The sequence below is a fragment of the Martinezella sp. CNPSo 3795 genome (assembly GCF_057784475.1).
This window is the reverse complement of record NZ_JBXSOQ010000007.1, coordinates 123,484-146,059: the sequence shown is the minus strand read 5'-3', so window position 1 is coordinate 146,059 and position 22,576 is coordinate 123,484. Positions and strand designations below refer to the sequence as shown.

At 60.5% G+C, this 22,576-nt stretch carries 19 protein-coding genes; 4 read left to right on the top strand and 15 right to left on the bottom strand.

What is annotated here, in order from left to right; all coding sequences use genetic code 11:
• Window position 1: 1 nt before the first annotated feature.
• The 4 genes from AC13QY_RS20210 to AC13QY_RS20195 form a co-directional block, all read right to left on the bottom strand.
• Window positions 2–1,027, bottom strand: a complete 1,026-nt coding sequence (locus AC13QY_RS20210) for a Gfo/Idh/MocA family protein (protein ID WP_488493877.1) — start codon at window positions 1,025–1,027, stop codon at window positions 2–4.
• 73 nt (window positions 1,028–1,100) lie between these two features.
• Window positions 1,101–1,949 carry a carbohydrate ABC transporter permease gene (locus AC13QY_RS20205; RefSeq protein ID WP_173002562.1) on the bottom strand — a complete coding sequence of 283 codons (849 nt, stop codon included), beginning with the start codon at window positions 1,947–1,949 and terminating at the stop codon, window positions 1,101–1,103.
• 28 nt (window positions 1,950–1,977) lie between these two features.
• A complete protein-coding gene (locus AC13QY_RS20200; RefSeq protein ID WP_371864875.1) occupies window positions 1,978–2,913 on the bottom strand; it encodes a carbohydrate ABC transporter permease in 936 nt (311 codons plus the stop codon).
• Window positions 2,914–2,950: 37 nt separating this feature from the next.
• Window positions 2,951–4,234 carry an ABC transporter substrate-binding protein gene (locus AC13QY_RS20195; protein WP_488493876.1) on the bottom strand — a complete coding sequence of 428 codons (1,284 nt, stop codon included), beginning with the start codon at window positions 4,232–4,234 and terminating at the stop codon, window positions 2,951–2,953.
• A gap of 180 nt (window positions 4,235–4,414) precedes the next feature.
• Between AC13QY_RS20195 and AC13QY_RS20190 the strand changes: the two genes are divergently transcribed.
• From AC13QY_RS20190 to AC13QY_RS20180, 3 genes are all read left to right on the top strand, one after another.
• Window positions 4,415–5,110 carry a TetR/AcrR family transcriptional regulator gene (locus AC13QY_RS20190; RefSeq protein WP_113352696.1) on the top strand — a complete coding sequence of 232 codons (696 nt, stop codon included), beginning with the start codon at window positions 4,415–4,417 and terminating at the stop codon, window positions 5,108–5,110.
• 422 nt (window positions 5,111–5,532) lie between these two features.
• Window positions 5,533–6,954 carry a mandelate racemase gene (locus tag AC13QY_RS20185; RefSeq protein WP_488493875.1) on the top strand — a complete coding sequence of 474 codons (1,422 nt, stop codon included), beginning with the start codon at window positions 5,533–5,535 and terminating at the stop codon, window positions 6,952–6,954.
• Window positions 6,955–7,094: 140 nt separating this feature from the next.
• The gene (locus AC13QY_RS20180) at window positions 7,095–8,357 is read left to right on the top strand and encodes a Gfo/Idh/MocA family protein (RefSeq protein WP_488493874.1); all 1,263 of its coding nucleotides are present in this window, start codon (window positions 7,095–7,097) and stop codon (window positions 8,355–8,357) included.
• A 31-nt stretch (window positions 8,358–8,388) separates the two neighbouring features.
• Here the strand turns inward: AC13QY_RS20180 and AC13QY_RS20175 are convergent, their stop codons facing one another.
• From AC13QY_RS20175 to AC13QY_RS20160, 4 genes are all read right to left on the bottom strand, one after another.
• Complete coding sequence (locus AC13QY_RS20175; RefSeq protein ID WP_145635528.1) at window positions 8,389–8,976, bottom strand: transglycosylase SLT domain-containing protein; 588 nt, start codon at window positions 8,974–8,976, stop codon at window positions 8,389–8,391.
• Window positions 8,977–9,193: 217 nt separating this feature from the next.
• Complete coding sequence (locus AC13QY_RS20170; RefSeq protein WP_488493873.1) at window positions 9,194–10,219, bottom strand: hydroxyacid dehydrogenase; 1,026 nt, start codon at window positions 10,217–10,219, stop codon at window positions 9,194–9,196.
• Window positions 10,216–12,072, bottom strand: coding sequence for a DUF2264 domain-containing protein (locus AC13QY_RS20165; RefSeq protein WP_488493872.1), 1,857 nt, complete (start codon window positions 12,070–12,072; stop codon window positions 10,216–10,218). Before AC13QY_RS20165 ends, AC13QY_RS20170 begins: the two co-directional genes overlap by 4 nt.
• Before the next feature lie 42 nt (window positions 12,073–12,114).
• On the bottom strand, window positions 12,115–13,137 hold the full coding sequence (locus AC13QY_RS20160) for a LacI family DNA-binding transcriptional regulator (protein ID WP_113331531.1): 1,023 nt from the start codon (window positions 13,135–13,137) through the stop codon (window positions 12,115–12,117).
• Between the two features lie 151 nt (window positions 13,138–13,288).
• On the opposite strand from AC13QY_RS20160, the gene AC13QY_RS20155 reads away from it, so the two are divergent.
• Window positions 13,289–14,584, top strand: a complete 1,296-nt coding sequence (locus tag AC13QY_RS20155; RefSeq protein ID WP_488493871.1) for an ABC transporter substrate-binding protein — start codon at window positions 13,289–13,291, stop codon at window positions 14,582–14,584.
• Window positions 14,585–14,836: 252 nt separating this feature from the next.
• Here AC13QY_RS20155 and AC13QY_RS20150 read toward each other — a convergent pair whose 3' ends face one another.
• The 7 genes from AC13QY_RS20150 to AC13QY_RS20120 form a co-directional block, all read right to left on the bottom strand.
• Window positions 14,837–15,691: a 5'-nucleotidase, lipoprotein e(P4) family gene (locus AC13QY_RS20150; RefSeq protein ID WP_488493870.1), complete on the bottom strand. Its 855-nt coding sequence runs from the start codon at window positions 15,689–15,691 to the stop codon at window positions 14,837–14,839.
• Between the two features lie 286 nt (window positions 15,692–15,977).
• A complete protein-coding gene (locus tag AC13QY_RS20145; RefSeq protein ID WP_488493869.1) occupies window positions 15,978–17,708 on the bottom strand; it encodes an ABC transporter substrate-binding protein in 1,731 nt (576 codons plus the stop codon).
• Between the two features lie 126 nt (window positions 17,709–17,834).
• Window positions 17,835–18,122: a DUF2160 domain-containing protein gene (locus AC13QY_RS20140; protein ID WP_113331541.1), complete on the bottom strand. Its 288-nt coding sequence runs from the start codon at window positions 18,120–18,122 to the stop codon at window positions 17,835–17,837.
• Between the two features lie 12 nt (window positions 18,123–18,134).
• Entirely contained in the window at window positions 18,135–19,007 is an 873-nt protein-coding gene (locus AC13QY_RS20135; RefSeq protein WP_233788642.1) for a carbohydrate ABC transporter permease, read from the bottom strand.
• A 47-nt stretch (window positions 19,008–19,054) separates the two neighbouring features.
• The gene (locus AC13QY_RS20130) at window positions 19,055–19,927 is read right to left on the bottom strand and encodes a carbohydrate ABC transporter permease (protein ID WP_113331545.1); all 873 of its coding nucleotides are present in this window, start codon (window positions 19,925–19,927) and stop codon (window positions 19,055–19,057) included.
• A 2-nt stretch (window positions 19,928–19,929) separates the two neighbouring features.
• A complete protein-coding gene (locus tag AC13QY_RS20125) occupies window positions 19,930–21,000 on the bottom strand; it encodes an ABC transporter ATP-binding protein (protein WP_488493868.1) in 1,071 nt (356 codons plus the stop codon).
• Between the two features lie 9 nt (window positions 21,001–21,009).
• Entirely contained in the window at window positions 21,010–22,092 is a 1,083-nt protein-coding gene (locus AC13QY_RS20120; RefSeq protein WP_488493867.1) for an ABC transporter ATP-binding protein, read from the bottom strand.
• Window positions 22,093–22,576: the final 484 nt, after the last annotated feature.

Below are 22,576 nucleotides of genomic sequence, written 5' to 3'. Positions count from 1 at the left end.
GTTACCTCTGAGCGTTCTTGAGCGATGTAGCCTCGGCAAGCGCCTGCGCCTTCAGCGCCAGCTCCATGGCCTTGAAGCAATGTTCCTGGCCCATGGCTGTTTCGGTGCGGTCTCTGATGTCGGCCACAAGCTGGCGGCCATAGGGCAGCTCCACACCGCCGCAGTCGATATGCTGCATGCCCTTGCGGTCGGTGAGGAAGAGATGGTCGGTGCCGGGCCGGCCGGCGACATCGATATATTTGCGCAGCTCGATTGTCCCTTCCGTGCCGACGATGAAGAGGCGGCCGTCGCCCCAGGTGGAAAGCCCGTCCGGCGTGAACCAGTCGACGCGGACATAGCCCGTGACGTCGGGCGTCCTCACATGGAAATCGCCATAATCCTGCAGGCCCGGCGTTTCCGGATTGGCGCGGTTGGACACCGTCGCCGACAGCACCTCGGCTTCGAGGGAGTCTGCAAAGAACAGGAACTGCTCGCACTGATGTGAGGCGATGTCGGCGATGATGCCGCCATAGCGCTTGCGGTCGAAGAACCAGTCCGGCCGGGTGGGTTTGCGCAGCCGATGGGGGCCGAGGCCGGTCGTGTGGATGACCTTGCCGATGGCGCCCGCCTTGACCAATTCGCCGGCCTTGACCGTCGATGCCGTCTCGAAATGTTCGGAATAGAGGATGGAGACGATGCGCTTGGTCTCGGCCTGCACTTTTCGCACTTCAGCGAGCTGATCCAGCGTCACCATGCCGGGCTTGTCGAGCATCACGTCCTTGCCGTGGCGCATGGCCTCCATAGCGAGATCGGCGCGCTCACTGGAAATCGCGGCGCTGACGATCAGCGCGATGGAGTGGTCCTCCAGGATTTCGCGCTTGTCAGCGACGCGTTTCGCTTGCGGGAAGCGTTCGGCAAAGGTGGCGGCGAGATCGTCCTCCACCGCATGGAAGGCGACGAGTTCGGCGCCGGCCCGCAGCATGACGTTGACCTGGCCGTAGATATGATCGTGGTTGAGGCCGATGGCGGCGAAGCGCAGCGCGCTCATGCGACATTTCCTTTCGTGGTTTTGTTGGTTCGCAGTCCCAAACCTTGGGTATTCGGGACTGCGGGGTTCATAATCAGCGTTTGAGGCCGGCGGTCGCGATGCCGTCGATCAGCAGCCTCTGGAAGAAGAGGAAGATCAGGAAGACCGGGATCAGCGACAGGCTCGACATGGCAAACAGGCTGCTCCAGTCGGAACTTCCGGTGGAGTCGACGAAGGAGCGCAGGCCGAGCTGTACCGTGTAGGTGTTGATGTCCGAGAGGTAGATCAGCGGCCCGAAGAAATCGTCCCAGGTCCAGATGAAGGAGAAGATGGCAGCCGTCGCCAGGACGGGAAGCGACAGCGGCAGCATGATGCGCCAGTAGATGCGCCATGGGCTGCAGCCGTCCATCATGGCCGCCTCGTCCAGTTCGCGGGGAATGCCGCGGAAGAACTGCACCATCAGGAAGATGAAGAAGGCATCGACGGCGAGGAATTTCGGCACGACGAGCGGCAGCATGGTCTTCACCCAGCCGAGCTTGAGGAAGAGGATATATTGCGGGATCAACGTGACGTGATAGGGGAGCATCAGCGTGCCCAGCATCAGGGCGAACCAGAAATTCTTGCCCCAGAAATTCAGCCGCGCGAAGGCGTAGGCCGCCAGCGAGCAGGAAATCACGTTGCCGATGACCGACAGCACGGCGATGACGGCCGAATTCCAGACGAATTTGCCGAAGGTGACCTGGCCGCCGAACCAGCCGCGGGCATAAGAGCTGAAATCGAATTGCGAAGGGATCAGTGAGGCCGTGCCGAAGATCTCGTTCTGGTCCTTGATCGAGCCGGACAGCATCCACAGCAGCGGATAGAGCATCACGATCGACGCGGCGATGAGAGCGACATGGATGAGGACGGAGAGGAACCACGGGCGCTCGCGCGGCGGCTTCATGTCCTCGGCAAAATGGGTGAGCTTCGCGTCAGTCATCGTAGTGGACCCAATAGCGAGCGGAGAGGAAGGAGAAGGCGGTGAAGATCGCGATAATGATCACCAGGATCCAGGCGAGTGCGGCGGCATAGCCCATGCGGAAATAGCCGAAGGCTTCCTGGTAGAGATAGAGCGTGTAGAACAGCGTCGAATCGATCGGCCCGCCGGTGCCGGAGGAAATCACATAGGCCGGCGTGAAGGCTTTGAAGGCATCGATCGTCTGGACCACGGCGTTGAAGAAGATCACGGGCGTCAGAAGCGGCAGGGTGATCTTGAAGAAAATCCGTGCCTTGGAGGCGCCGTCGAGGCTGGCGGCTTCATAAAGATCGGTCGGGATCTGGCGCAGGCCTGCGAGGAAGATGATCATCGGCGAACCGAACTGCCAGATGGCGAGAATGACGAGCGTATAGAGCGAGTAATCGGGATTGGAGATCCAGCTCGGCCCGTTGATGCCGAAGGCGTACCAAAGCAGGGTATTGACGATACCGTCGGCATCGAAGATCTGCCGCCACAGCACGGCGATGGCGACGCTGGAGCCGAGCAGTGACGGCAGATAGAAGATGGCACGGTAGACCGGCAGGCCCTTGATGCCGCGGTTGAGCAGCAGCGCCACCAGCAGCGCGAAGGCGAGCTTCAGCGGCACGGAGCAGACGACATAAAACAGCGTCACCTTCATCGACGACAGGAACTTGTCGTCCGCCGTCGCGATCCGCACATAGTTGTCTATGCCGACGAGATTGGGAGACTGCAACAGATTATAGTCGGTAAAGGATAGATAGAGCGAGGCGATCGCCGGTCCGAGGGTCAGTCCGAAGAAGCCGATGAACCACGGCAGAAGAAAGAGATAGCCGGGTGCGTTGCGCGCGAATGCGCTCGGCGCCTTGTAGGAGGTCTCCACGCGCAACGGCGCGCGCGCGCCGACGGCCAAGCCGCCGGCAACGCTCTTGCTGTTTGTACCCACGGTATCAGCCTCGCGTAATGTTTGCTGCTGCCTGTTCGGTGAACTTCGTTCCAGCGTCCTGCGCGCTGGTTTTGCCGAAGGCCACCTCCTCGGCGATCTTCTTCAACAGGAATGCATTCTCGCCGGCGCCGTTCGGTGGGGATGGCGGCAGCGCTCCGACGTGCGGCGTCAGCCGGCCGATATAGTCGACCACCTGTTTGCTGACGGAATCCAGATCCGGCGTCAGGAGATCGCGGATCTTTTTTGAAGGCGGAACGCCGCGCTCGACTCCGAGTGCCTTCGTGCCTTCCGGGTCTTCGACCAGATAATTGACGAAGGCGACGGCGGCATCCTTGTTTGCTGACATCGCCGAAACCGACATCAGCATCGACGGCTTCAGATACTGGCCGGGCTTGCTGTCGGCATTGGCCGGATAGGAGACGATATCGAGCTTTTCCTTGTTCAGACCTTGAATGGCAACGAACTGGTTGGAATGGGCGAAGCTCATCGCTGCTTTTTTGATGACAAGCATATCGGTTTCGAGCGTCTGCTGATCGAGCGCCTGCACGTCGGCCGGAACACAGGCGCCAATCTTGCGCATGTGACCCCACAGATCAAACCATTCGGTCGCGTCCTTTGCTTCGAAGGCGAGCTTGCCGTCCGTCGTATACAGCGCCTTGCCGCGCTGGCGCAGCCAGCATTCGAGCGCCGGCTCCCCGCCGCTTGCGTCGGCCGTGCCGTAGAAACCGCGACGCTTCTTGGCAGCCGTGACCTTGGCGCAGGCATCGCCGATCTGCTCCCATGTCATGGCGTCATGTGGCGGTTCGACGCCGGCCTCGGTCCAGGCGGCCGTATTGACGACGACCATGAAGGAGTTCACGCCGAGGCTGACACCGTAGATCTTGTTGTCGACCTTGCCGGAATCGATGTTGGCCGGGCCGAAATCCTCGATCGCCAAGCTCTTGCCGAGATAGGGCGTCATGTCGAGCAGCGCGCCGCGGCGGGCATATTCGAAGATGTAACGATAATCCATCTGGATGAGGTCGGGCGCGTTGCCGCCGCCGGTCTGGGTGGCCAAGCGCGTCCAATAGCTGTCCCAACCGAAGGATTCGCCGGCGATGGTGATATCCGGGTTCTTCGCCTGATAGGCCTTTACCGCCGCAAACGTCCGGTCGCTACGCTCCTTCGATCCCCACCAAAGAAGGCGCATCGCGGTTGCCGCATTGGCGCGTGAAAGTCCGATACCGCTGAAAGCGAGTGTGGCTGCCATGCCGGCTAGCAACTGCCGGCGATCGATCGTCAACGTCATCCTGGTCTCCTCCCCAGTGAACCGATGATTTACGAACTGCTTTGCACGATATAACTATTTGGTTACAAGTTGGATAGAAACGCGACCGCTGTCAAGCGCCAATCGTGCGGCAATCAAAACGATGTATGCCGGAACCGGCAGCATCCGTCGCTAATGCTACCGTTCGGAAGGAGATCGTCCATGGCGGTCAGGGCGAGACAAGAGCCTGAAAATAAAGCGCAAGCGGATGCCGGCAAGACCTTGGGCAAGCGGTCGAGAAAAGCGTCTCGCAATCCGCAGCGCACCCATGCCACGATCCTGGACGCGGCGACGGAGGAATTTGCCGCGCATGGCTTCGGTGGCGCCAGGGTGGATGCGATTGCAGCGCGGGCGCAAACGAACAAGCGGATGCTCTATCATTATTTCGGCGACAAGGAGGGGCTCTATCTCGCCGTGCTGGAGGCGACATATGCGACGATCCGCAACGCAGAAAAGCAGCTGGATCTGGCGCATCGTCATCCGGAAGAGGGGATGCGGGAGCTGGCCTTGTTCACCTGGCGGCATTTTCTCGCGCATCCTGAGTTTCTGAGCCTGCTCGCCACCGAAAACCTGCATCATGCGCATTATCTGCAGCGCTCCGACAAAGTCTCGGCAATGCATTCGCATCTGATCGACGAACTTGCGGACGTGCTGCGCCGTGGGGAGGCACTTGGCATTTTCCGGCCGGCGGTCGATCCCATATCAGTCTATCTCACGATCGCGGCACTCGGCTTTTTCTATCTGTCGAACCGGCACACCTTGTCGACGATTTTCGCGCGGAAGCTGATGGCACCGGATGCGCTGAATGAGTGGGGTGAGCATATCGTTGCCGTCACGCTCGCTTCGATCCGCGCGTAGTGTTCGGCAGTGCGGCGGTTCGAGAAATTTTCAAAAGGTGATTGACAACGCCGGAGGTAACGCGCGATCTTGTAACCATATGGTTACATTGCTTGGGCGACTAAGCATTTGCTTTCCTGGTTCTGGAGGGAATCGGGCATGGGGGAGATAGCGTGTGCCTGTCGTTACAATGCGGCGTGGCCGGAGATTTGAAGAACCGCTTCTGCAATGGACTGAATAGCCCCTCACCCCAGCCCTCTCCCCGTTGAGGCGGAGAGAGGGGGCGACAGAGCAAACCAGCTGGCCGTTACTGGTTTCGTGCTGGTCATGGGCTTGAAAACTCCTTCTCCCCGCAGGCGGGGAGAGGGCTGGGTGAGGGGCCACGCATATTGGTGCCCTATACAAATAGACTTGCTTGACCATCACAGGAGCCGACCAGCATCATGACCGAACCATTGACCATCAGGCTTGTCGAGGCCGAGACATTCGAGCGTCCGGTCAAGCTGCGGCTTCCCTTCCGTTTCGGTGCAGCAACCTTGCGCGAGGCGCGGCAGATCTTTCTGCGGGTGCGCATCGAGGATGCGCAAGGGCGCTCGGCCGAGGGCATGGCGGCGGAGCTGATGGTACCGAAATGGTTCGACAAATCGTCCGAGCTTTCCAATGCCGACAATGAAAACCAGCTGCGGCGTTCGCTGGTCCTGGCGCTTAATTCCTTAAGAGGTGCTGGTGCGGGAACGGCTTTCGGCCTGCATGCCGCCGTCGAGGCCTCACATCATGCCCAAGCGGCGGCGGAGAAGCTGAACGGGCTTGTCGCATCATTCGGCCTGGCACTTGCCAACCGGGCTATTCTCGATGCGCTCTGCCGGCTGGAGGGACTGACCGTCGCGGAAGCGATCAAGGCGAACCGCCCCGGCATCGATACCTCCACGGCACGTGATCTCTCGGGCTTCGATCTCTCCGGTTTCCTCTCGACATTGGAGCCTTCGGCAAGCCTTGCCGCGCGCCACACTGTCGGTCTGGTGGATGCGATCGTGCGCGCCGATATCCCGGCAAGCGAGCGGCTGAACGACGGCCTGCCGGAAAGTTTCGAAGAGGCGATCGACGCCTATGGGCTGACGTTCTTCAAAGTGAAGGTGTCGGGCGTTCCCGACGCGGATATCGACCGCCTTTGCCGCGTCGCTGCCGTCATCGATGCCAAGGTGCCGAACTATTCGGTGACGCTCGACGGCAACGAGCAATTTGCCTCTGCAGAGGCTGTTGCCGATCTGCTTTCCCGGGTGAAGGAAGAGCCGAGGCTGGCAAGATTTGCCTCTTCGATCCTATTCGTTGAGCAGCCGATCGCCCGCGCCCATGCCTTCGAGAAGCCGGTGAAGGCGCTTGCTGCCTTCAAGCCGGTGGAGATCGACGAATCCGATGCCGATATCGATGCCTTCGTCACGGCGAGGGGGTTTGGCTATACCGGCATCTCCTCGAAATCCTGCAAAGGCTTCTATCGCTCGCTATTGAACCGCGCGCGCGTCGCCAAATGGAGTGCCGAGGACGGCATTCCCTATTTCATGTCGGCCGAGGATCTGACGACGCAAGGAGGCCTTGCCGTGCAGCAGGATCTGGCGCTCGCATCGCTCATCGGCATGACGCATATCGAGCGCAACGGTCATCATTATGTCGACGGCATGGCCGGCGCGCCGGAGGCGGAGCAGGCCGCTTTCGCCGAGGTGCATTCCGATCTCTACCGCATCAGCAATGGCCGCACGCGACTGCGGATCGAGGGGGGACAGCTTGCGATCAGTTCCGTTATCGGTGCTGTCGGTCTCGGTTCATCGGTCGCGCCGGATTGGACGGCGATGGAGAGGTCGCCGCACTAGCCTGCAGATGCTGCCGTGCTTGGCCCCTCACCCTAGCCCTCTCCCCGCAAGTGGGAGAGGGTCGCGGTGAGGGGCTTTTGCCGAAGTAAACGCAGGTCATTGCGGCCCCATCATCATTTGCAGACTCTGGAGGAAGAGACATGCAGTCATCGAAAAAACGTTACGCCCTCGTCGGCACGGGTCATCGCGGCACGACTATGTGGGGCAAGGATCTGGTCGAGCGTTGGAGCAACGAGGTCGAGCTCGTGGCGGTCTGCGATCTCAATGCCATGCGGGCAAAGCGGGCTCTGGAGTATATCGGCGCATCGGTGCCCATCTATACCGACTTCGACGAATTGCTGCGGACGGAAAAGCCGGATCTTGTCATCGTCTGCACCCGCGATTCCACCCATGACGATCTGATCGTCAAGGCGATGGAGGCTGGCGCCGATGTCATCAGCGAGAAGCCGATGACGACGACCGTCGACAAAATCAAGCGCATTCTCAATGCCGAGGCACGTACCGGCAAGCGGTTGGATATTTCCTTCAATTACCGCTTCGCGCCGACCGCTGCGAAGATCAAGGAGCTGATCAATTCAGGCATCATCGGCGATGTCACCTCGGTCGACTTCCATTGGTATCTCGACACCAGCCATGGCGCCGATTACTTCCGCCGCTGGCATGCTTATGTCGAAAATTCCGGCAGCCTTTTCGTTCATAAGGCGACGCATCATTTCGACCTTCTGAATTGGTATCTGGATTCCGATCCGGAAACGGTCGCCGCCTTTGCCGATCTCAAGCATTATGGCCGCAAAGGCCCGTTCCGCGGCGAGCGCTGTCGCACCTGTCGGTACAAGGGCGAGTGCGACTATTACCTCGACATCAGCGCAACGCCGCTGCTCGAGAGCCTCTATGAAGACCCCTCATCCGTCGATGGGTATGTGCGCGACGCCTGCGTTTTCCGTGAGGATATCGATATCCCCGATACGATGGTGGCATCCATCCGCTATCGCAACGGCATCAACGTCTCCTATTCCCTGAATACCTATATGCCGATCGAAGGTCATCACATCGCCTTCAACGGACACAAGGGCCGCATCGAGCTGCGCCAATACGAGAAGCAGAACTGGACAACGCCGCCGGCCGACGAGATCGTCGTGATGAAGAATTTCGGCGATGTCGAGCGCATATGGGTGCCGCACTCCTCCGGCGGGCACTATGGCGGCGACGACCGGCTGCGTAACATGCTGCTGCGCTCCGGCCCGAATGACGAACTCAAGCAGCGAGCAGGTTCGCGGGCAGGGGCGATGTCGGTCCTCTGTGGCATTGCCGCGCTACAGAGCAGCCAGACCGGCCAGCAGGTGTCGGTTGCCGATATCTGGGGCGAAGATGGCGGGTTGAACTTGCTGGAACCGCGGCCTTAGGGCCGCGGTATGGAGCTTTCGCGTTTCGAGATCAGCTGCAGCTCGGCAGCTGCTGCGCGTAGATCCGCGTCATGCCGTTGAAGCGCTTGGCGCCGGCAAGAGCGGTTCCATTGCCGCGCCACGCTCCCTGCAGATAACCTTTGGCGCCGGAATAATAGGCGAGATAGAGATCGTAGGAATCGTTCAGGGCAATGCCGGTCTGCAGGTGCGTCTGGTAGTGATACCAGCCGACGAAGTCGATGGCGTCGGCGAAATTGGTGCGGCTTGCCGTCCAATTGCCGGTTTCGCGCTTGTATTTGTCCCAGGTACCGTCGAGCGCCTGCGAATAGCCGTAAGCCGTCGTCGGGCGTTTCCAGGGAATGAAGCCGAGCAAATAGCGCCGCGGCGGGCGGGCGCGCGGCCGGAAGCCGGATTCGGTATAGATCGTCGCCATCAGGATCGGCACGGGCACGCCGTACTTGCGTTCCGTGCGTTCGGCGGCGCGCTGCCAATTGTTGAACCAGCCATCGCGCTGATCGAAGATCGCGCAGATATTGCGGGTATGGCGGGGTGCGGTGGCGCAGCCCGCCAGCACGCTGAGCAGCATTACGGCCAGAATGGAAAGGACGCGGGTACGCATTACTAGAACCTCTTCATTGCTGCGCCGTGCGTCTTCCGGAGGCACGAGGTACGCAGCAACAACCTGCCGACGCATGATCCTTTCCAAAAGTTCGAGACCGAGCTTTTGGCGGACCGACGCTCATGAGATTGCTAGCGCGGAATGATTAAAAACGGGTTGTTTGCCTGTGCCGAAATGGGGCGATTTCAGGGTGTTTTCATGGATCTGCTGCGCCGCATCATGCCATGCTAGCCATGTCTTCGCGGCGGATTTCATAGAGCAGCGGCTTGCCTTCGATAAAGCAGATGGCTTCATCCACCGCCATCTCACCGAGGCGGGTCCGTTCCAGCCCAACGGCACCTGCAATATGCGGCGTCAGGAAGACGTTCGGCAGCTCGTAAAACGCCGAGGCGGCTTCTGGAATTTCCGGATCGGTGACGTCGATGATCGCGTCGATATGGCCAGTTTTCAGCACGGCGATCAGGGCCGCTTCATCGACCAGTGCGCCGCGTGCCGTATTGATGAACGTCGCCCCCTTCTTCATCAGCGAGAGTCGTCGGGCGTCGATCATATGGCGTGTGGCGGGCAGCGAGGGGGCATGCAGCGAGACGATGTCGGCCGATGCCATCAGCGCGCCCAGCTCGGCTTTTTCGACGCCGAGCGTGGTGGCTTCGACGTCGCCAACCATTGGATCATAGAGCAGGATGCGGTAGTCGAATGGTGTAAGCAGCTCGATTACCCGTCTTCCGATGCGCGAGGCGCCGATGATGCCGATGGTTCTGCGATAATTACCGATGGCTTCGGCCTGCATCGGTATCGTCCGCTGGCGGTTGCGGTCGGCGATGTAGAAATCCCGGAACCGGAAAACCTTCTTGCCGGCAAAGATGATGGCGGCAAGCGTGAATTCGGCGACCGGCAAGGCATTGGCCTGGGCGGCATGGCTGACCCGTATGCCGCGATCAAACAGGCTGTCGCCGACAAGTCCTTTCACCGTGCCTGCGGCATGAACCACTAGCTTCAGATGCGGCGCCTTTGCGAGCGCGGCAACATCGATCGTCGGTGAGCCCCAGCCGGTGATCAGGATTTCGGTTTCCGCGAGCAGCTTGGCTGCACGCACATCGCCGAAGCTTTGCATCGGTGCGGCGTCGAGCACCCGGCCGATAGTGTCGAGGCGCTGAATGAGCGCCTCGGGCAGCACATGCTGCGTGCGCGATGGCTGCATGGCGAGGGCAATGGCCGGGCGGCCCGAGATGGATTGCGTCATGGCAGGCGACCCGGTGCTCTGATGGCGCTGACCGAGATGCCCTTGTCGTTGATAAGTGCGCGCAGCGCATCGATATCGGGTTTGGCCGGCGGCTTACTCCAGGCGTGATCGACGGCAGCCGGGTCTTTCTCCGCAAGCACGGCTGAGACGAGAATGGTCTCGCCAGCCGGGATCGTGCCCCGCAATTGCGGCACCAGCGTCTTGGAAACGATGAGATTGGTATTCGGCGGCGCCTTCTGGGCGATGCCCTCGCGTGCGATGGTCGAGCCGAGGTCGACAATGCCGCTGAAATCCTCTTCGCCGATGGCATAGGCGGCTCCGATGGCGGAGGAGAGCGTATCGGCCTCGAAATCGCGTCTTGCAATGGCAAAGCCGCCTTCGGCCGTCTGCAGCGGCCGTGGCGTGCTGATCCTGTGCAGGCGGATATGCCAGGGCGAGGCCGGCACCAGCCAGGTCTCTACGGTCACATCCGGATAGGGCGACCATTTGGCATAGAGCGTATCGCCGGCAAGCTTCGCCTCTTCATTGGTTTCGCGCACGCGGTAGTGCAGGCCATCGTCGCTGAAGGCGAGCATGCTATCGAAGGCACCGCCGGCAAAGATGCGCTCATCGCTTTCGACGCTGAAGCCGTAGCGGGCGGAATAGGCGAATTTCGAGTATTTCTCCGCGCCGAAGCGCATCTGCTGGTTTTCCTGGCCGGAGGAGAGTGCCACGACATCGTCCTTGCTGCGCAGCAAAACCATGCCGGGATGCTTTTGCGGGATGATAGCCGGCTCACTTTCCGGAGCCTTTTCTTCCGCTGTCCAGAATGGATGCGTTTCGGGAAGTGCCAGCGGCAGGAAAGCCTTGAAAGCCCAATAGGGCGAGCCGGCGGAATTGTAATTCTCCGACATCAGCAGGTTGGGATAGGCAAAGCCGATCGGCAGCGTGCCGTCGCGATGGGCGATCGGCTTGTCGGCCCACCAGCGCAGATGCCGGAGACACAGGCCCTTGATTTCGCCCCAAGGCAGCGCCTCGACATCAGCAAAGGCGAGCGCCGACCAGAAGCCGGCACAGGCGAAGCGATAGGTCAGGCTGCGGCCGAAGGGGATCGTAGCGCCATCGGGCGCGAACCAATGGCGGAAATCCCTCGCGAACAGGATGGCGCGCTCGCGGTAGCGCTCGGAGCGGTCGTCATTGACGAGCTTGGAATAGATCAGCCCGTAAAAGTGCATTGCGAAGGGAATGTAGTGATCGATGCGGCGGACATTGCCGTCGCGATACCAGCCGTCATCGATGTAGAAGCCATCGAGCTCGTTCAGGTAGCTTTCCGTCAGGCTGCGGTCGAAGGTGGCGCCGAGGCGATCGAGCGCGATATCCACGAAGATGCGGAAGAATTTCCAATTGTTGTCGGCGTAGTCGAAGGTGCGGGCGTGCTTGAGGTAGGCGATCAGATTGTCGCGCGCGCGACAATCGAGCGGCTCCCAGATTTTTTCGGGCACGAGCGCCAGCGCGAAGCCGAGGGCGGCCAGTTCGACCATGCGCTGATCGCGGCCGTTAACCGCGCCCCAATATTCCGGATGCTTTGGGTCGACGCCATTGGCGAGGCCTTCAGCGTAGCGGCCCCAGTGGCTGAAGTCGCCGCCGCCGGCGCCGAGCGGAGCCAAGCCCCAGAGGGGACGGGCGAAACCTTCGAGATCGGCAGCTGCGCGGTCGAAATGGGCACCTGCGCCATCGATGCGAACGCGGGCATTGCCTTCGGAAAAATAGGGCAGCAGCGGATCGAACAGATCGGTCAGCGCGCAGCGCATGTCCGTAAGGGTCTTCAGCGGGTTGCCGGCAAGAGGATTGGAGCTGGCGGGGTCATAGATCATCGGTTCGGCTTTCTCGATCGTTTCCGCGGCTGGGATTGGATTTCAGGTTTCGGGTGGCAGCGTGCCGCCGGCGATCGGCGGGACGCCGTGGCAGATGTGGCGGGCCGGCGCATCGCGGTCGCGGAAGCGTGCGATCATTAGGCCGATGGCTTCTCGGCCGAGAGCTGCGCGATCGACGCGCATGGTTGCCAGGCGGGGATTGGTCATCAGGGCACAGGGAAGATCGTCGAAGCCCACAATGGCAAAATCCTCCGGCACCCGCAGGCCGGCTTCAACAACGGCGTCCAGCACGCCGACGGCGATGAAATCGTTCATGCAGAAGGCGGCGGTATAGCCTTCGCCTGCGGCAAGGATCTCGGCGGTTTTGTCATGGGCTTCCTGGCTGGAGCTACCCCTGAAATTCATCGGCACGATGCGGCCTTCGGCGCCTTCCACCGACGCGATCGCCGCTTCGAAGCCGCGGATGCGCTCACGGATCGTCTGGCGATGCGAGCCGGTCAAATGCAGGATGCGGCGGTGACCGGCATCGAGCAGACGCCGGGTTGCGTTGTAGGCGCCGAAGAAATTCGAGGGAGAAACGCCGTCGAAGCGCAGCTTCGGATCGGTGCCGTTGACGAGCACGGTCGGCGTGCCGCTGGCCGCAAGCCACCGGCAGAGCTCTTCCGATGGGTCGATGCCGACGAGAAAGAGGCCTTCGGCCCCGGCGCTCTGCAGATATTCCTTCACCAACTCCGGTTCGGTTCTCGCCTCGCGGACGAGGCGGATGTCGAAGCGCATGCCGCGCTCGGCGGCGCCAGCGCGTAGGCCCTCGAGGATGCCTTCATAGAAGACGCTCAAGCCGCCGGTGACGCTGTCGCTGGCGATCAATGCCAAGCCGCCGGCCGCTGTCTCGGCTGCGGTCTTCAGCGGATAGCCGAGATCGCTCGCCACCTTGAAGATATGCTGGCGGATCGTGTCGCTGATGCCGGGTTCATTCGTGAGGACCCGCGACACCGTCGAGACGGAGACGCCGGCGGCAGTGGCGATGTCGGCCTGCCTGATGCGTTTGGAGCGAATATCGTTCATATCGCAAACGCTATGCAAACTTATGCAAATTTGCAATAGAAAGATTTTTTATTGCACAGTGCAATGAAATTGCATATCGTCGCGCTGACTTGTCCGCTGAAGGCGTCGGGGAGATCGCCGCGGATGACAACGCAAGAGAAGGAGGAATCTCATGCGCATGAATCGTCGTTCTTTCATGATCGGAGCTGCCGGAACCGCAGCTGGCCTTGCCTTCGGGGGAAACGCAATGCCCGCCTTTGCCGATACGACGCAGCTTCGGGCGATGTGGTGGGGTTCGCCTGATCGCGGCAAGCGCACTGTCGCGGTTGCGGAATTGTTTCATAGCAAGAACCCCGATCTGTCCGTCGTCGGCGAGAGCATCAGTGGCGAGGGCTACTGGGCGAAGCTTGCCACCGGCATGGCCAGCCAGAACATCGCCGATGTCTTCCAGCTTGAGCCGAGCACGATCTCCGACTACTCCAAGCGCGGCGCATGCATGCCGCTCGACCAGTTCGTGCCCTCGACACTGAATGTCGAAAGTTTCGGCAAGGACGTGCTGAAGCTGACGACGGTCGACAACAAGCTTTATGGCGTCGGCCTCGGACTCAATTCCTTCGCGATGTTCTACGATGAGGACATGTTCAAGAAGACCGGCCTGACGCCGCCCGGTCCGACCACGACATGGGCCGAATATGCCGATCTTGCCGTGGAAATGACGAAGGCGGCCGGCAAGCGCGGCTATTGGGGCGGCCCTTATGGCGCGCGCTACAATTATGTGCTCGATGTCTGGCTGCGCCAGCGCGGCAAAAGCCTCTTTACGGAAGAGGGCGGGCTCGGCTTCGGCGTCGACGACGCCAAGGAATGGTACAGCTATTGGGAAGACCTGCGCAAACGCGGCGGCACGGTTTCCGCCGACGTGCAGACGCTCGATCAGAACGTCATCGAGAGCAACTGCCTGGCACTCGGCAAATCGGCCATCGGCATGGCCTATTCCAACCAGCTCGTCGGCTATCAGCTTGTCGTCAAGAGCAAGCTCGCCGTCACCATGCTGCCGCGCGAGAAGAAGGATGGTCCTTCCGGCCATTACTATCGTCCGGCGCTGATCTGGAGCGTGGGCGCCACCAGCAAGAATGGCGAAGCGGCGGCCAAGTTCATCAATTTCTTCGTCAATGATGTCGATGCTGGCAAGATTCTCGGCGTCGAGCGCGGCGTGCCGATGTCGCCCGCCGTGCGTGCCGCCATCCTGCCGACGCTCAATCCTGTGGAGCAGCAGACGGTGCAATATATCGAGCTGTTGAAGGATCAGGTGGGCACCTATCCCGTGCCGGCGCCGCTCGGCTCGCAGGAATTCGACGCGAACGTCGCCCGCCCCGTCGCCGACCAGCTCGCCTTCGGCAAGATCACGGTCGCCGAGGCGGCGAAGCGGCTGGTGGAAGAAGGTGCGGCGAAATTGAAGCGGAAGGGTTGAGTGGAGTTTATCCGGGCTTTGTTATATGCCGCGCCGCTGTCACCCCCCTCTGTCACTTCGTGACATCTCCCCCACAAGGGGGGATCGGTAACTCGCGGGCATGCCGTACCTCAAGGAAACATCGAATCCGGTCAAATTGCTGTTTATTGTTTTACGAGTGACGAGCGGCAAACTCCTAACGATCTCCCCCCTTGTGGGGGAGATGTCCCGATAGGGACAGAGGGGGTATCGCACCCTCCTCAAAGTCTGCCGTTACTTCCCATCCCAGGGCTTCAGCGCATCCTGCTTCATCCTGCGCTGTTCTTCCGGCGCAAGCTTGTAATCCCCCTTATAGGGTGCGCTTTCGAACGAGCCATAGGTCGGGTTGGCGATGGCGATCCAGTCGTGGCCGAAATGCGCGGCATTGGCCTCGAAGACCTTCTGCCGCTCTTCGACCGTACCCTTGTAGTCGTCAGTGAAGTCGCCGAAATTGTCGCCGAACATCAGGAGAATGCGATAGCTCTTGGCGATGAAGGCGCGGCGCGTGCCCTTGGCTGAACCCCAGTCCGGCTGTTCCTTGGCACTCAGGAAAGTGTCGACATTGTCGCCCATCGGAAAACCGAAGCGCTTCATTTCTTCAACGGTCGGGCCTTCCTCATCGGCGGTGCGGTTGGTGACGTAGAAGACCTTCACGCCTTTCGAAGCGGCATATTGGGTGAATTCCACCGCGCCGGGAATCGGCTTGTCCTGCTGGGCATTCACATATTGTGTCCAGGTTTCCGGCTTGAAGCTCGTACCCGCCGTGACATTACGCGCCTGATAAGGCGACGTATTGAGCACGGTATCATCGACATCGAGGATGATGGCGGGCGGAAAGTCCTGGAAATTACCTGTTTGCTCGACCGGAGCTGCGGTCCAGTTCTTGTCGGCCAGCGCTTCGTCGAGCCTGATACGGCCGAGCGCATAGGCACCAAGCGCGTTGGCCTGCGCCTCCACCGACGTCTGATCCCAAAGAACGGCATTGAGATTGTCGTCGGGCATGGCGGCCGGCAGATCGGCGGCCAAAGCCGGCAAGGCAGACGCGAGGCCGATCACGAATGTCAGGCGCCCTAGATATCTATTTTCCACTCCGTTCTCCTTTATGAAATTCCGGAAATCAACTCATTGCATTAACGATTTTAAACAGGCATCAAAGTCTTGACCCGGATAAGGATAGTTTGCGCGCAGACGGAATGTGTCAAGTATATGACAGCTGGCGGATCCGGGTTCAGTTGATTTTGATTTGCGGTCCCTCCCTGTGCCAAGCGCCTCCATGCGGCGGCATTTTTGACAAAGGTCATGCTGGAGCTCTGAAACGATAAAATGCCGGGATCCTTTCAGACCCCGGCACCGCCGCATCTCCAAGTGCGGTTGCTTATTTCTTCGCGTCGGCCCAGCTCTTGACCAGTTCGTCATAATTGACGGTGATCGGCTTTTCCTTTTCGTTGGCGATCTTCAGCTGCGGAGCGAGATGGCCGTTCTTGACGGCATCGGCGTTCCAGTAGGCAAGGTCGTGCTCTTCGGCGAGCTTCGGGCCGATGTCGCCCTGAACGCCTGCGCGTTCCAGGCGCTGCATGACGCGTTCCTGATCGGCGCAAAGTGCATCCATGGCTCCTTGCGCATCCTTGGCACCGGAAGCGGCATCGCCGATCGCCTGCCACCAGAGCTGTGCGAGCTTCGGATAGTCAGGAACGTTGGTGCCGGTCGGCGACCATTGCACGCGGGCCGGCGAGCGGTAGAACTCGATCAGGCCGCCGAGCTCCGGCGCGCGCTTGGTGAAGCTCTTATCGCGGATGGTGGATTCGCGGATGAAGGTGAGGCCGACATGGCTCTTCTTCACGTCCACCGTCTTCGAGGTGACGAACTGCGCATAGAGCCATGCGGCCTTGGCGCGGTCGACCGGGGTCGACTTCATCAGCGTCCAGGAGCCGACGTCCTGATAGCCGAGCTTCATGCCGTCCTTCCAGTAAACGCCATGCGGCGACGGCGCCATGCGCCACTTCGGCGTGCCATCCGAATTCATGACCGGCAGGCCGGGCTTGACCATGTCGGCGGTGAAGGCCGTGTACCAGAAGATCTGCTGGGCGATATTGCCCTGTGCCGGAACCGGGCCGGATTCCGAGAAGGTCATGCCTTGCGCTTCCGCCGGGGCGTAGCCCTTCAACCAGTCGAGATATTTCTGGATTGAATAGACCGCAGCCGGGCCGTTGGTATCGCCGCCGCGGGCAACGCAGGAGCCGACAGGACGGGAATTGGCATCGACCTTGATGCCCCATTCGTCAACCGGCAGACCGTTCGGCAGGCCCTTGTCGCCGTTGCCGGCCATGGAGAGCCAGGCGTCGGTGAAGCGCCAGCCGAGCGACGGGTCCTTCTTGCCATAGTCCATATGGCCGAAGACCTTCTTGCCGTCGACATCGCGACCGGTGAAGAACTGGGCGATATCCTCATAGGCCGACCAGTTGACCGGTACGCCGAGCTCATAGCCATACTTGGCCTTGAAATCGGCCTTGTTCTTCGGGTCGTTGAACCAGTCGTAACGGAACCAGTAGAGGTTGGCGAACTGCTGGTCGGGGAGCTGATAGAGCTTCTTGTCGGGAGCTGTCGTAAAGCTGGTGCCGATGAAATCGGCGATATCGATGCCCGGATTGGTGACGTCCTTGCCCTCGCCAGCCATCCAGTCGGTCAGGTTGCGAACCTGCTTGTAGCGCCAATGCGTGCCGATCAGGTCGGAATCGTTCACCCAGCCGTCATAGAGGTTCTGGCCGGTCTGCATCTGCGTCTGGATCTTTTCGACGACGTCGCCTTCCTGGATGACGTCGTGGGTGACCTTGATGCCTGTTATGGCGGTGAAGGCCGGGGCCAGAACCTGCGATTCATACTGGTGTGTCGTCAGGGTTTCCGACACGACCTTGATTTCCATGCCCTGGAAAGGCTTGGCCGCATCGATGAACCACTGCATTTCCTTTTCCTGGTCGGCGCGCGAGAGCGTCGAGAGATCGCCGATCTCCTTGTCCAGGAATGCCTTGGCTTCGTTCATGCCGGCATGCGCCGTGCCGGCCAGGGCCAGCAAGGCAACTGCCGTTGTCGTCAAGAGATGCCGTCGCATATATTCCTCCCTACAGGTTGCGAGTGCATTGTCAGCCAGCCGGATTTCCGGCCATCTGTATCGATTTGCCTTACTGCTCCGCATGACCGGATGGGCAACGGGGCGGTAACGGTTTGAATTTCCGCGTCAGACCAGACGGAAGACGCCGATGGCGTAGATCACGGAAAGAGCAAGAGCCCACCACAGGCTTGGGCCTCCCAGACCCAGCCAGGCGAGATGGATGAAGGCGGCGCCGAGCAGCGAAATGAACAGCCGGTCGCCACGCGTCGTTTCGAAGCGCAGGATGCCGAGGCGCGGATGGCCGCCGGGCGAAACATACTCCCACACAGCCATGCCGATCAGCAGCAGCAGGATCGTCGCGAAAAACAGTGCCGTCGGCAGCGTCCAGGCCATCCAGGAAAAGTCTGTATTCATGGCGGTTTTCCTTTAGACGCGGCCGAGCGCGAAGCCCTTGGCGATGTAGTTGCGGACGAAATAGATGACGAGCGCGCCGGGAACCAAGGTCAGGACACCGGCGGCGGCAAGCAGGCCCCAATCCATGCCGGCGGCCGAGACGGTGCGCGTCATGATGGCGGCGATCGGCTTGGCGTCGGTCGTGGTCAAGGTGCGGGCGATCAGCAGTTCCACCCAGGAGAACATGAAGCAGAAGAAGGCGGCGACGCCGATGCCGCTTGCGATCAGCGGAATGAAGATCTTGATGAAGAAGCGCGGGAACGAATAGCCGTCGATATAGGCCGTCTCGTCGATTTCCTTCGGCACGCCGGACATGAAGCCTTCGAGGATCCAGACCGCCAGCGGCACGTTGAAGAGGCAGTGCGCCAGCGCGACGGCGATATGGGTATCGATCAATCCGAAGGCCGAATAGAGCTGGAAGAAGGGCAGTGCAAAGACCGCCGGCGGCGCCATGCGGTTCGTCAGCAGCCAGAAGAAGACGTGCTTGTCGCCGAGGAAGCGGTAGCGCGAGAAGGCATAGGCTGCGGGAAGGGCGCAGGCGACCGAGATCACCATGTTCATGACGACATAGGTGATCGAGTTGATGTAGCCCTTGTACCAGGACGGATCGGTGAAGATGATCGTGTAGTTGCGCAGCGTCGGCTGGTGCGGATAGAGCGTTAGGCCGCTGACGATCTCCTCATTGGTCTTGAAGCTCATATTGACGAGCCAGTAGATCGGTAACAGCAGGAAGACGATATAAAGCGTCGGCACAAGCCACGCCCACCGCCCCTTTTCGCCGTGACGGCGGGCAACCCGCGCGCTTGTCGCAGCAGTCGCGTTCGCGGCGGCGTCGGAAGCGGCCATCTTGTGCATCGCGGCGTTATCGGCCGTGGTGGAGAGGGGCTTGCCGCTCATCGGCTTTCTCCCGCATCGTAATTGGTCATGACGGTGTAGAAGACCCAGGACAGCAGGAGCACGATCAGGAAGTAGATCAGCGACATGGCCGCGGCCGGGCCGAGGTCGAACTGGCCGAGCGCCATCTTCACGAGATCGATCGACAGGAAGGTCGTGGAATTGCCGGGGCCGCCGCCCGTCACAACGAAGGGTTCGGTGTAGATCATGAAACTATCCATGAAGCGCAGCAGCACGGCGATCAGCAACACGCGGTTCATCTTCGGCAGCTGAATGTAGCGGAAGACGGACCAGCGCGAGGCGCCGTCGATCTTGGCCGCCTGGTAGAAGGCATCCGGAATGGAGGCGAGGCCGGCATAGCAAAGCAGCACGACGAGGCTCGTCCAGTGCCAGACGTCCATGATGATGATCGTCGCCCAGGCGTCCGCCGGATCGGAGACGTAATTGTAGTCGATGCCGAGATTGACGAGGACATAACCCATCAAGCCGATGTCGCTGCGACCGAAGACCTGCCAGATCGTGCCGACGACGTTCCAGGGGATCAGCAGCGGCAAGGCCATCAGCACGAGGCAGACGGGAACGCCGATGCCCTTCTTCGGCATGTTGAGCGCGATGAAGATGCCAAGGGGCACTTCGATCGCCAGGATGACGAAGGAGAAGATCAGGTTGCGGATCATCGAATCCCAGAAACGCCCGGAATGGAGGATCTCTTCGAACCACTGCGTGCCCGCCCAGAAGAATTGATTGTTTCCGAAGGTGTCCTGCACCGAATAGTTCACGACGGTCATCAGCGGAATGACGGCGGAAAAGCCGACGAGCAGCAGAACCGGAATGAGCATGAACCAGGCTTTGTTGTTCCAGGTCTTGTCCATCGTCAGGCTCCCATCTCGATGCGCCAGGAGTCGGCATAGATATTGATGCCGGCGGGATCAAAGGCGATATGCGGCTCGGCCGGCACCGTCTGGTCTTCGCCGATGACGGCGACGATATCCTGGCCGTCGAGCTTGGCGCGGACCACCTTGCGGCGGCCGAGATCCTCGACTTTGGTGACGGTGGCGGGCATGCCCTCGCGGCCGATGCGGACGAATTCGGGACGAATGCCGAGTTCGGAACGGCCGGCCCGCTTTTCTTTCGGCGCGCCGGGCAGCGCGATCGTGCGGTTACCGAGGCGCGCACTGCTGCCTTCGATTTCGACAGGCATGACGTTCATGCCGGGCGAACCGATGAAATAGCCGACGAAGGTGTGGCGCGGGCGCTCGAAGAGATCGTTTGGCGTGCCGATCTGCACCACTTCGCCATTGTACATGACCACAACCTTGTCGGCGAAGGTCAGCGCTTCCGTCTGGTCGTGGGTCACATAGACCATGGTGAAGCCGAAGCGGCGGTGGAGCTGCTTCAGCTGCGAGCGCAGCACCCACTTCATATGCGGGTCGATGACGGTCAGCGGCTCGTCGAACAGGATGGCGTTGACATCCGAGCGCACCAGGCCGCGGCCGAGCGAGATCTTCTGCTTGGCATCGGCCGTCAGGCCGCGCGCCTTGCGGTGGGCGCTGTCGGAAAGGCCGATCATCTCGATGATCTCATCAACCTTGCGCTTCACCTCCGCTTCCGGAACATGCCGGTTGCGCAGCGGGAAGGCGAGATTGTCGTAGACGGTCATCGTGTCGTAGACGACCGGGAACTGGAAGACCTGGGCGATATTGCGCTCCTGGGTCGACAGCCGCGTCACATCCTTGCCATCGAAGAGAATGCGGCCTTCGGAAGCCTGCACCAGACCGGAAACGATGTTGAGAAGCGTGGTCTTGCCGCAGCCGGACGGGCCGAGCAGGGCATAGGCGCTGCCGTCTTCCCAACTGTGATTCACTTCCTTCAGCGCATAGTCGGCGTCGGATTTGGGGTGGTCGTTGTAGGCGTGCCTGATGTGGTCAAGATCGATGCGGGCCATTGTCTCTCCTCAGGCGGCTTGTTGCAGGGCGAGAGTGACGGCGGCGCCATCGGTGTCGAAGACCATGATGTGGCGCGGATCGATGTAGACATCGATCGCATCGTCGACATCGATATCTTGCACGCCCTGTGTCAGCATCACCCAGCGCTGACCGGCAAAATCGATATGAATGAAGCTCTCCGAGCCGGTGATCTCGGTCACCATCACCCGTGCCGGGGCAGCGACGGCTTCCGGTGTCTGCGGCGCGAGCGCGAGATGATGTGGCTGAAAGGCGATCGTGTAGCGGCCATCCGGCCGGTCTTCCAAACCCCTCGGTACCGGCAGGCGGATATTGCCATCAAGCGCGAATTCGCGGCCACTCTTGTCGAGCGCGATCGTGTTCAGCGGCGGATCGGCAAAGGTAGTGGCGGTAATCAGGTCGTGAGGATTACGGAAGACATCGATCGTCGGCCCGAATTGCGTGATGCGGCCTTCCGCCAGGGTCGCCGTATTGCCGCCAAGGAGCAAGGCTTCGGACGGTTCAGTGGTGGCGTAGACGAAGATGGCACCGGATTCGGCGAAGATTTTCGGCAATTCGGCGCGCAGCTCCTCGCGCAGCTTGTAGTCAAGATTGGCGAGCGGCTCGTCGAGCAGCACGAGGCCAGCATTCTTGACGATGGCGCGCGCAAGCGCCGTGCGCTGTTGCTGACCACCGGAAAGACTCAAGGGAAGGCGATCAAGGAAGGGGCCGAGACGTAGAAGATCGGCAGCCTTTTTCACTTCCTGGTCGATGATTGCAGCACTCTTGCCGCTCAATCGCATCGGCGAGGCGATGTTGTCGTAGACGGTCATGGCGGGATAGTTGATGAATTGCTGGTAGACCATGGCGACGTTGCGGCGTTGCACCGGCTGGCCGGTGACATCCTTGCCGTCGACGTGGATCGTGCCAGTGGTCGGCTTATCGAGGCCGGCCATCAGCCGCATCAGCGACGTCTTGCCAGACAGCGTCGGCCCCAGAAGCACGTTCAGCGTGCCGCGCTGCAGCGTCAGATTTGTTTCCGCAATATGCGTTTCGCCGCCGACAGACTTCGATACGCCCCTGAGTTCAAGCACGATAGATTCCTTCCATGCGCCGCATATCGATGCTGCCGCGAGGATCGCGAAGAGACTGATCCGTCCGGAAATGCCGTCGCCGGGCGGTGTCTATTGCTGAGATTATGGTTGTCGGGAGGTGGATTGTGCCGATCTGCCTGCGGAAACATCGCATCGGCTTGAATGGTGCCGCGCGAGGTCAATGGCGGTGCGGCCGATGCCGCAAACCAAGCCGTTTTCCGTATTGATCTGATTTTCGGACAATTATTCCTCCCCTTGTTTCGATTTGCATCCCTCACGCGAAAACCGAAACAAGAATGACGATAAATGAAGATAAAGGAATGTCAAACGAAAATTGACCGCGTTTCAGTTTCGCTTCATGAATCTCATCTCTGGCGTGCTTTAGCGATTTATTATCAATCCGGTAAGCAATTGATCGGAATTGCAAATGGAGGCTAGTGTCCCTTTCGATGCGTCCACTCGCATCATGGCCGGACGGAGCCTG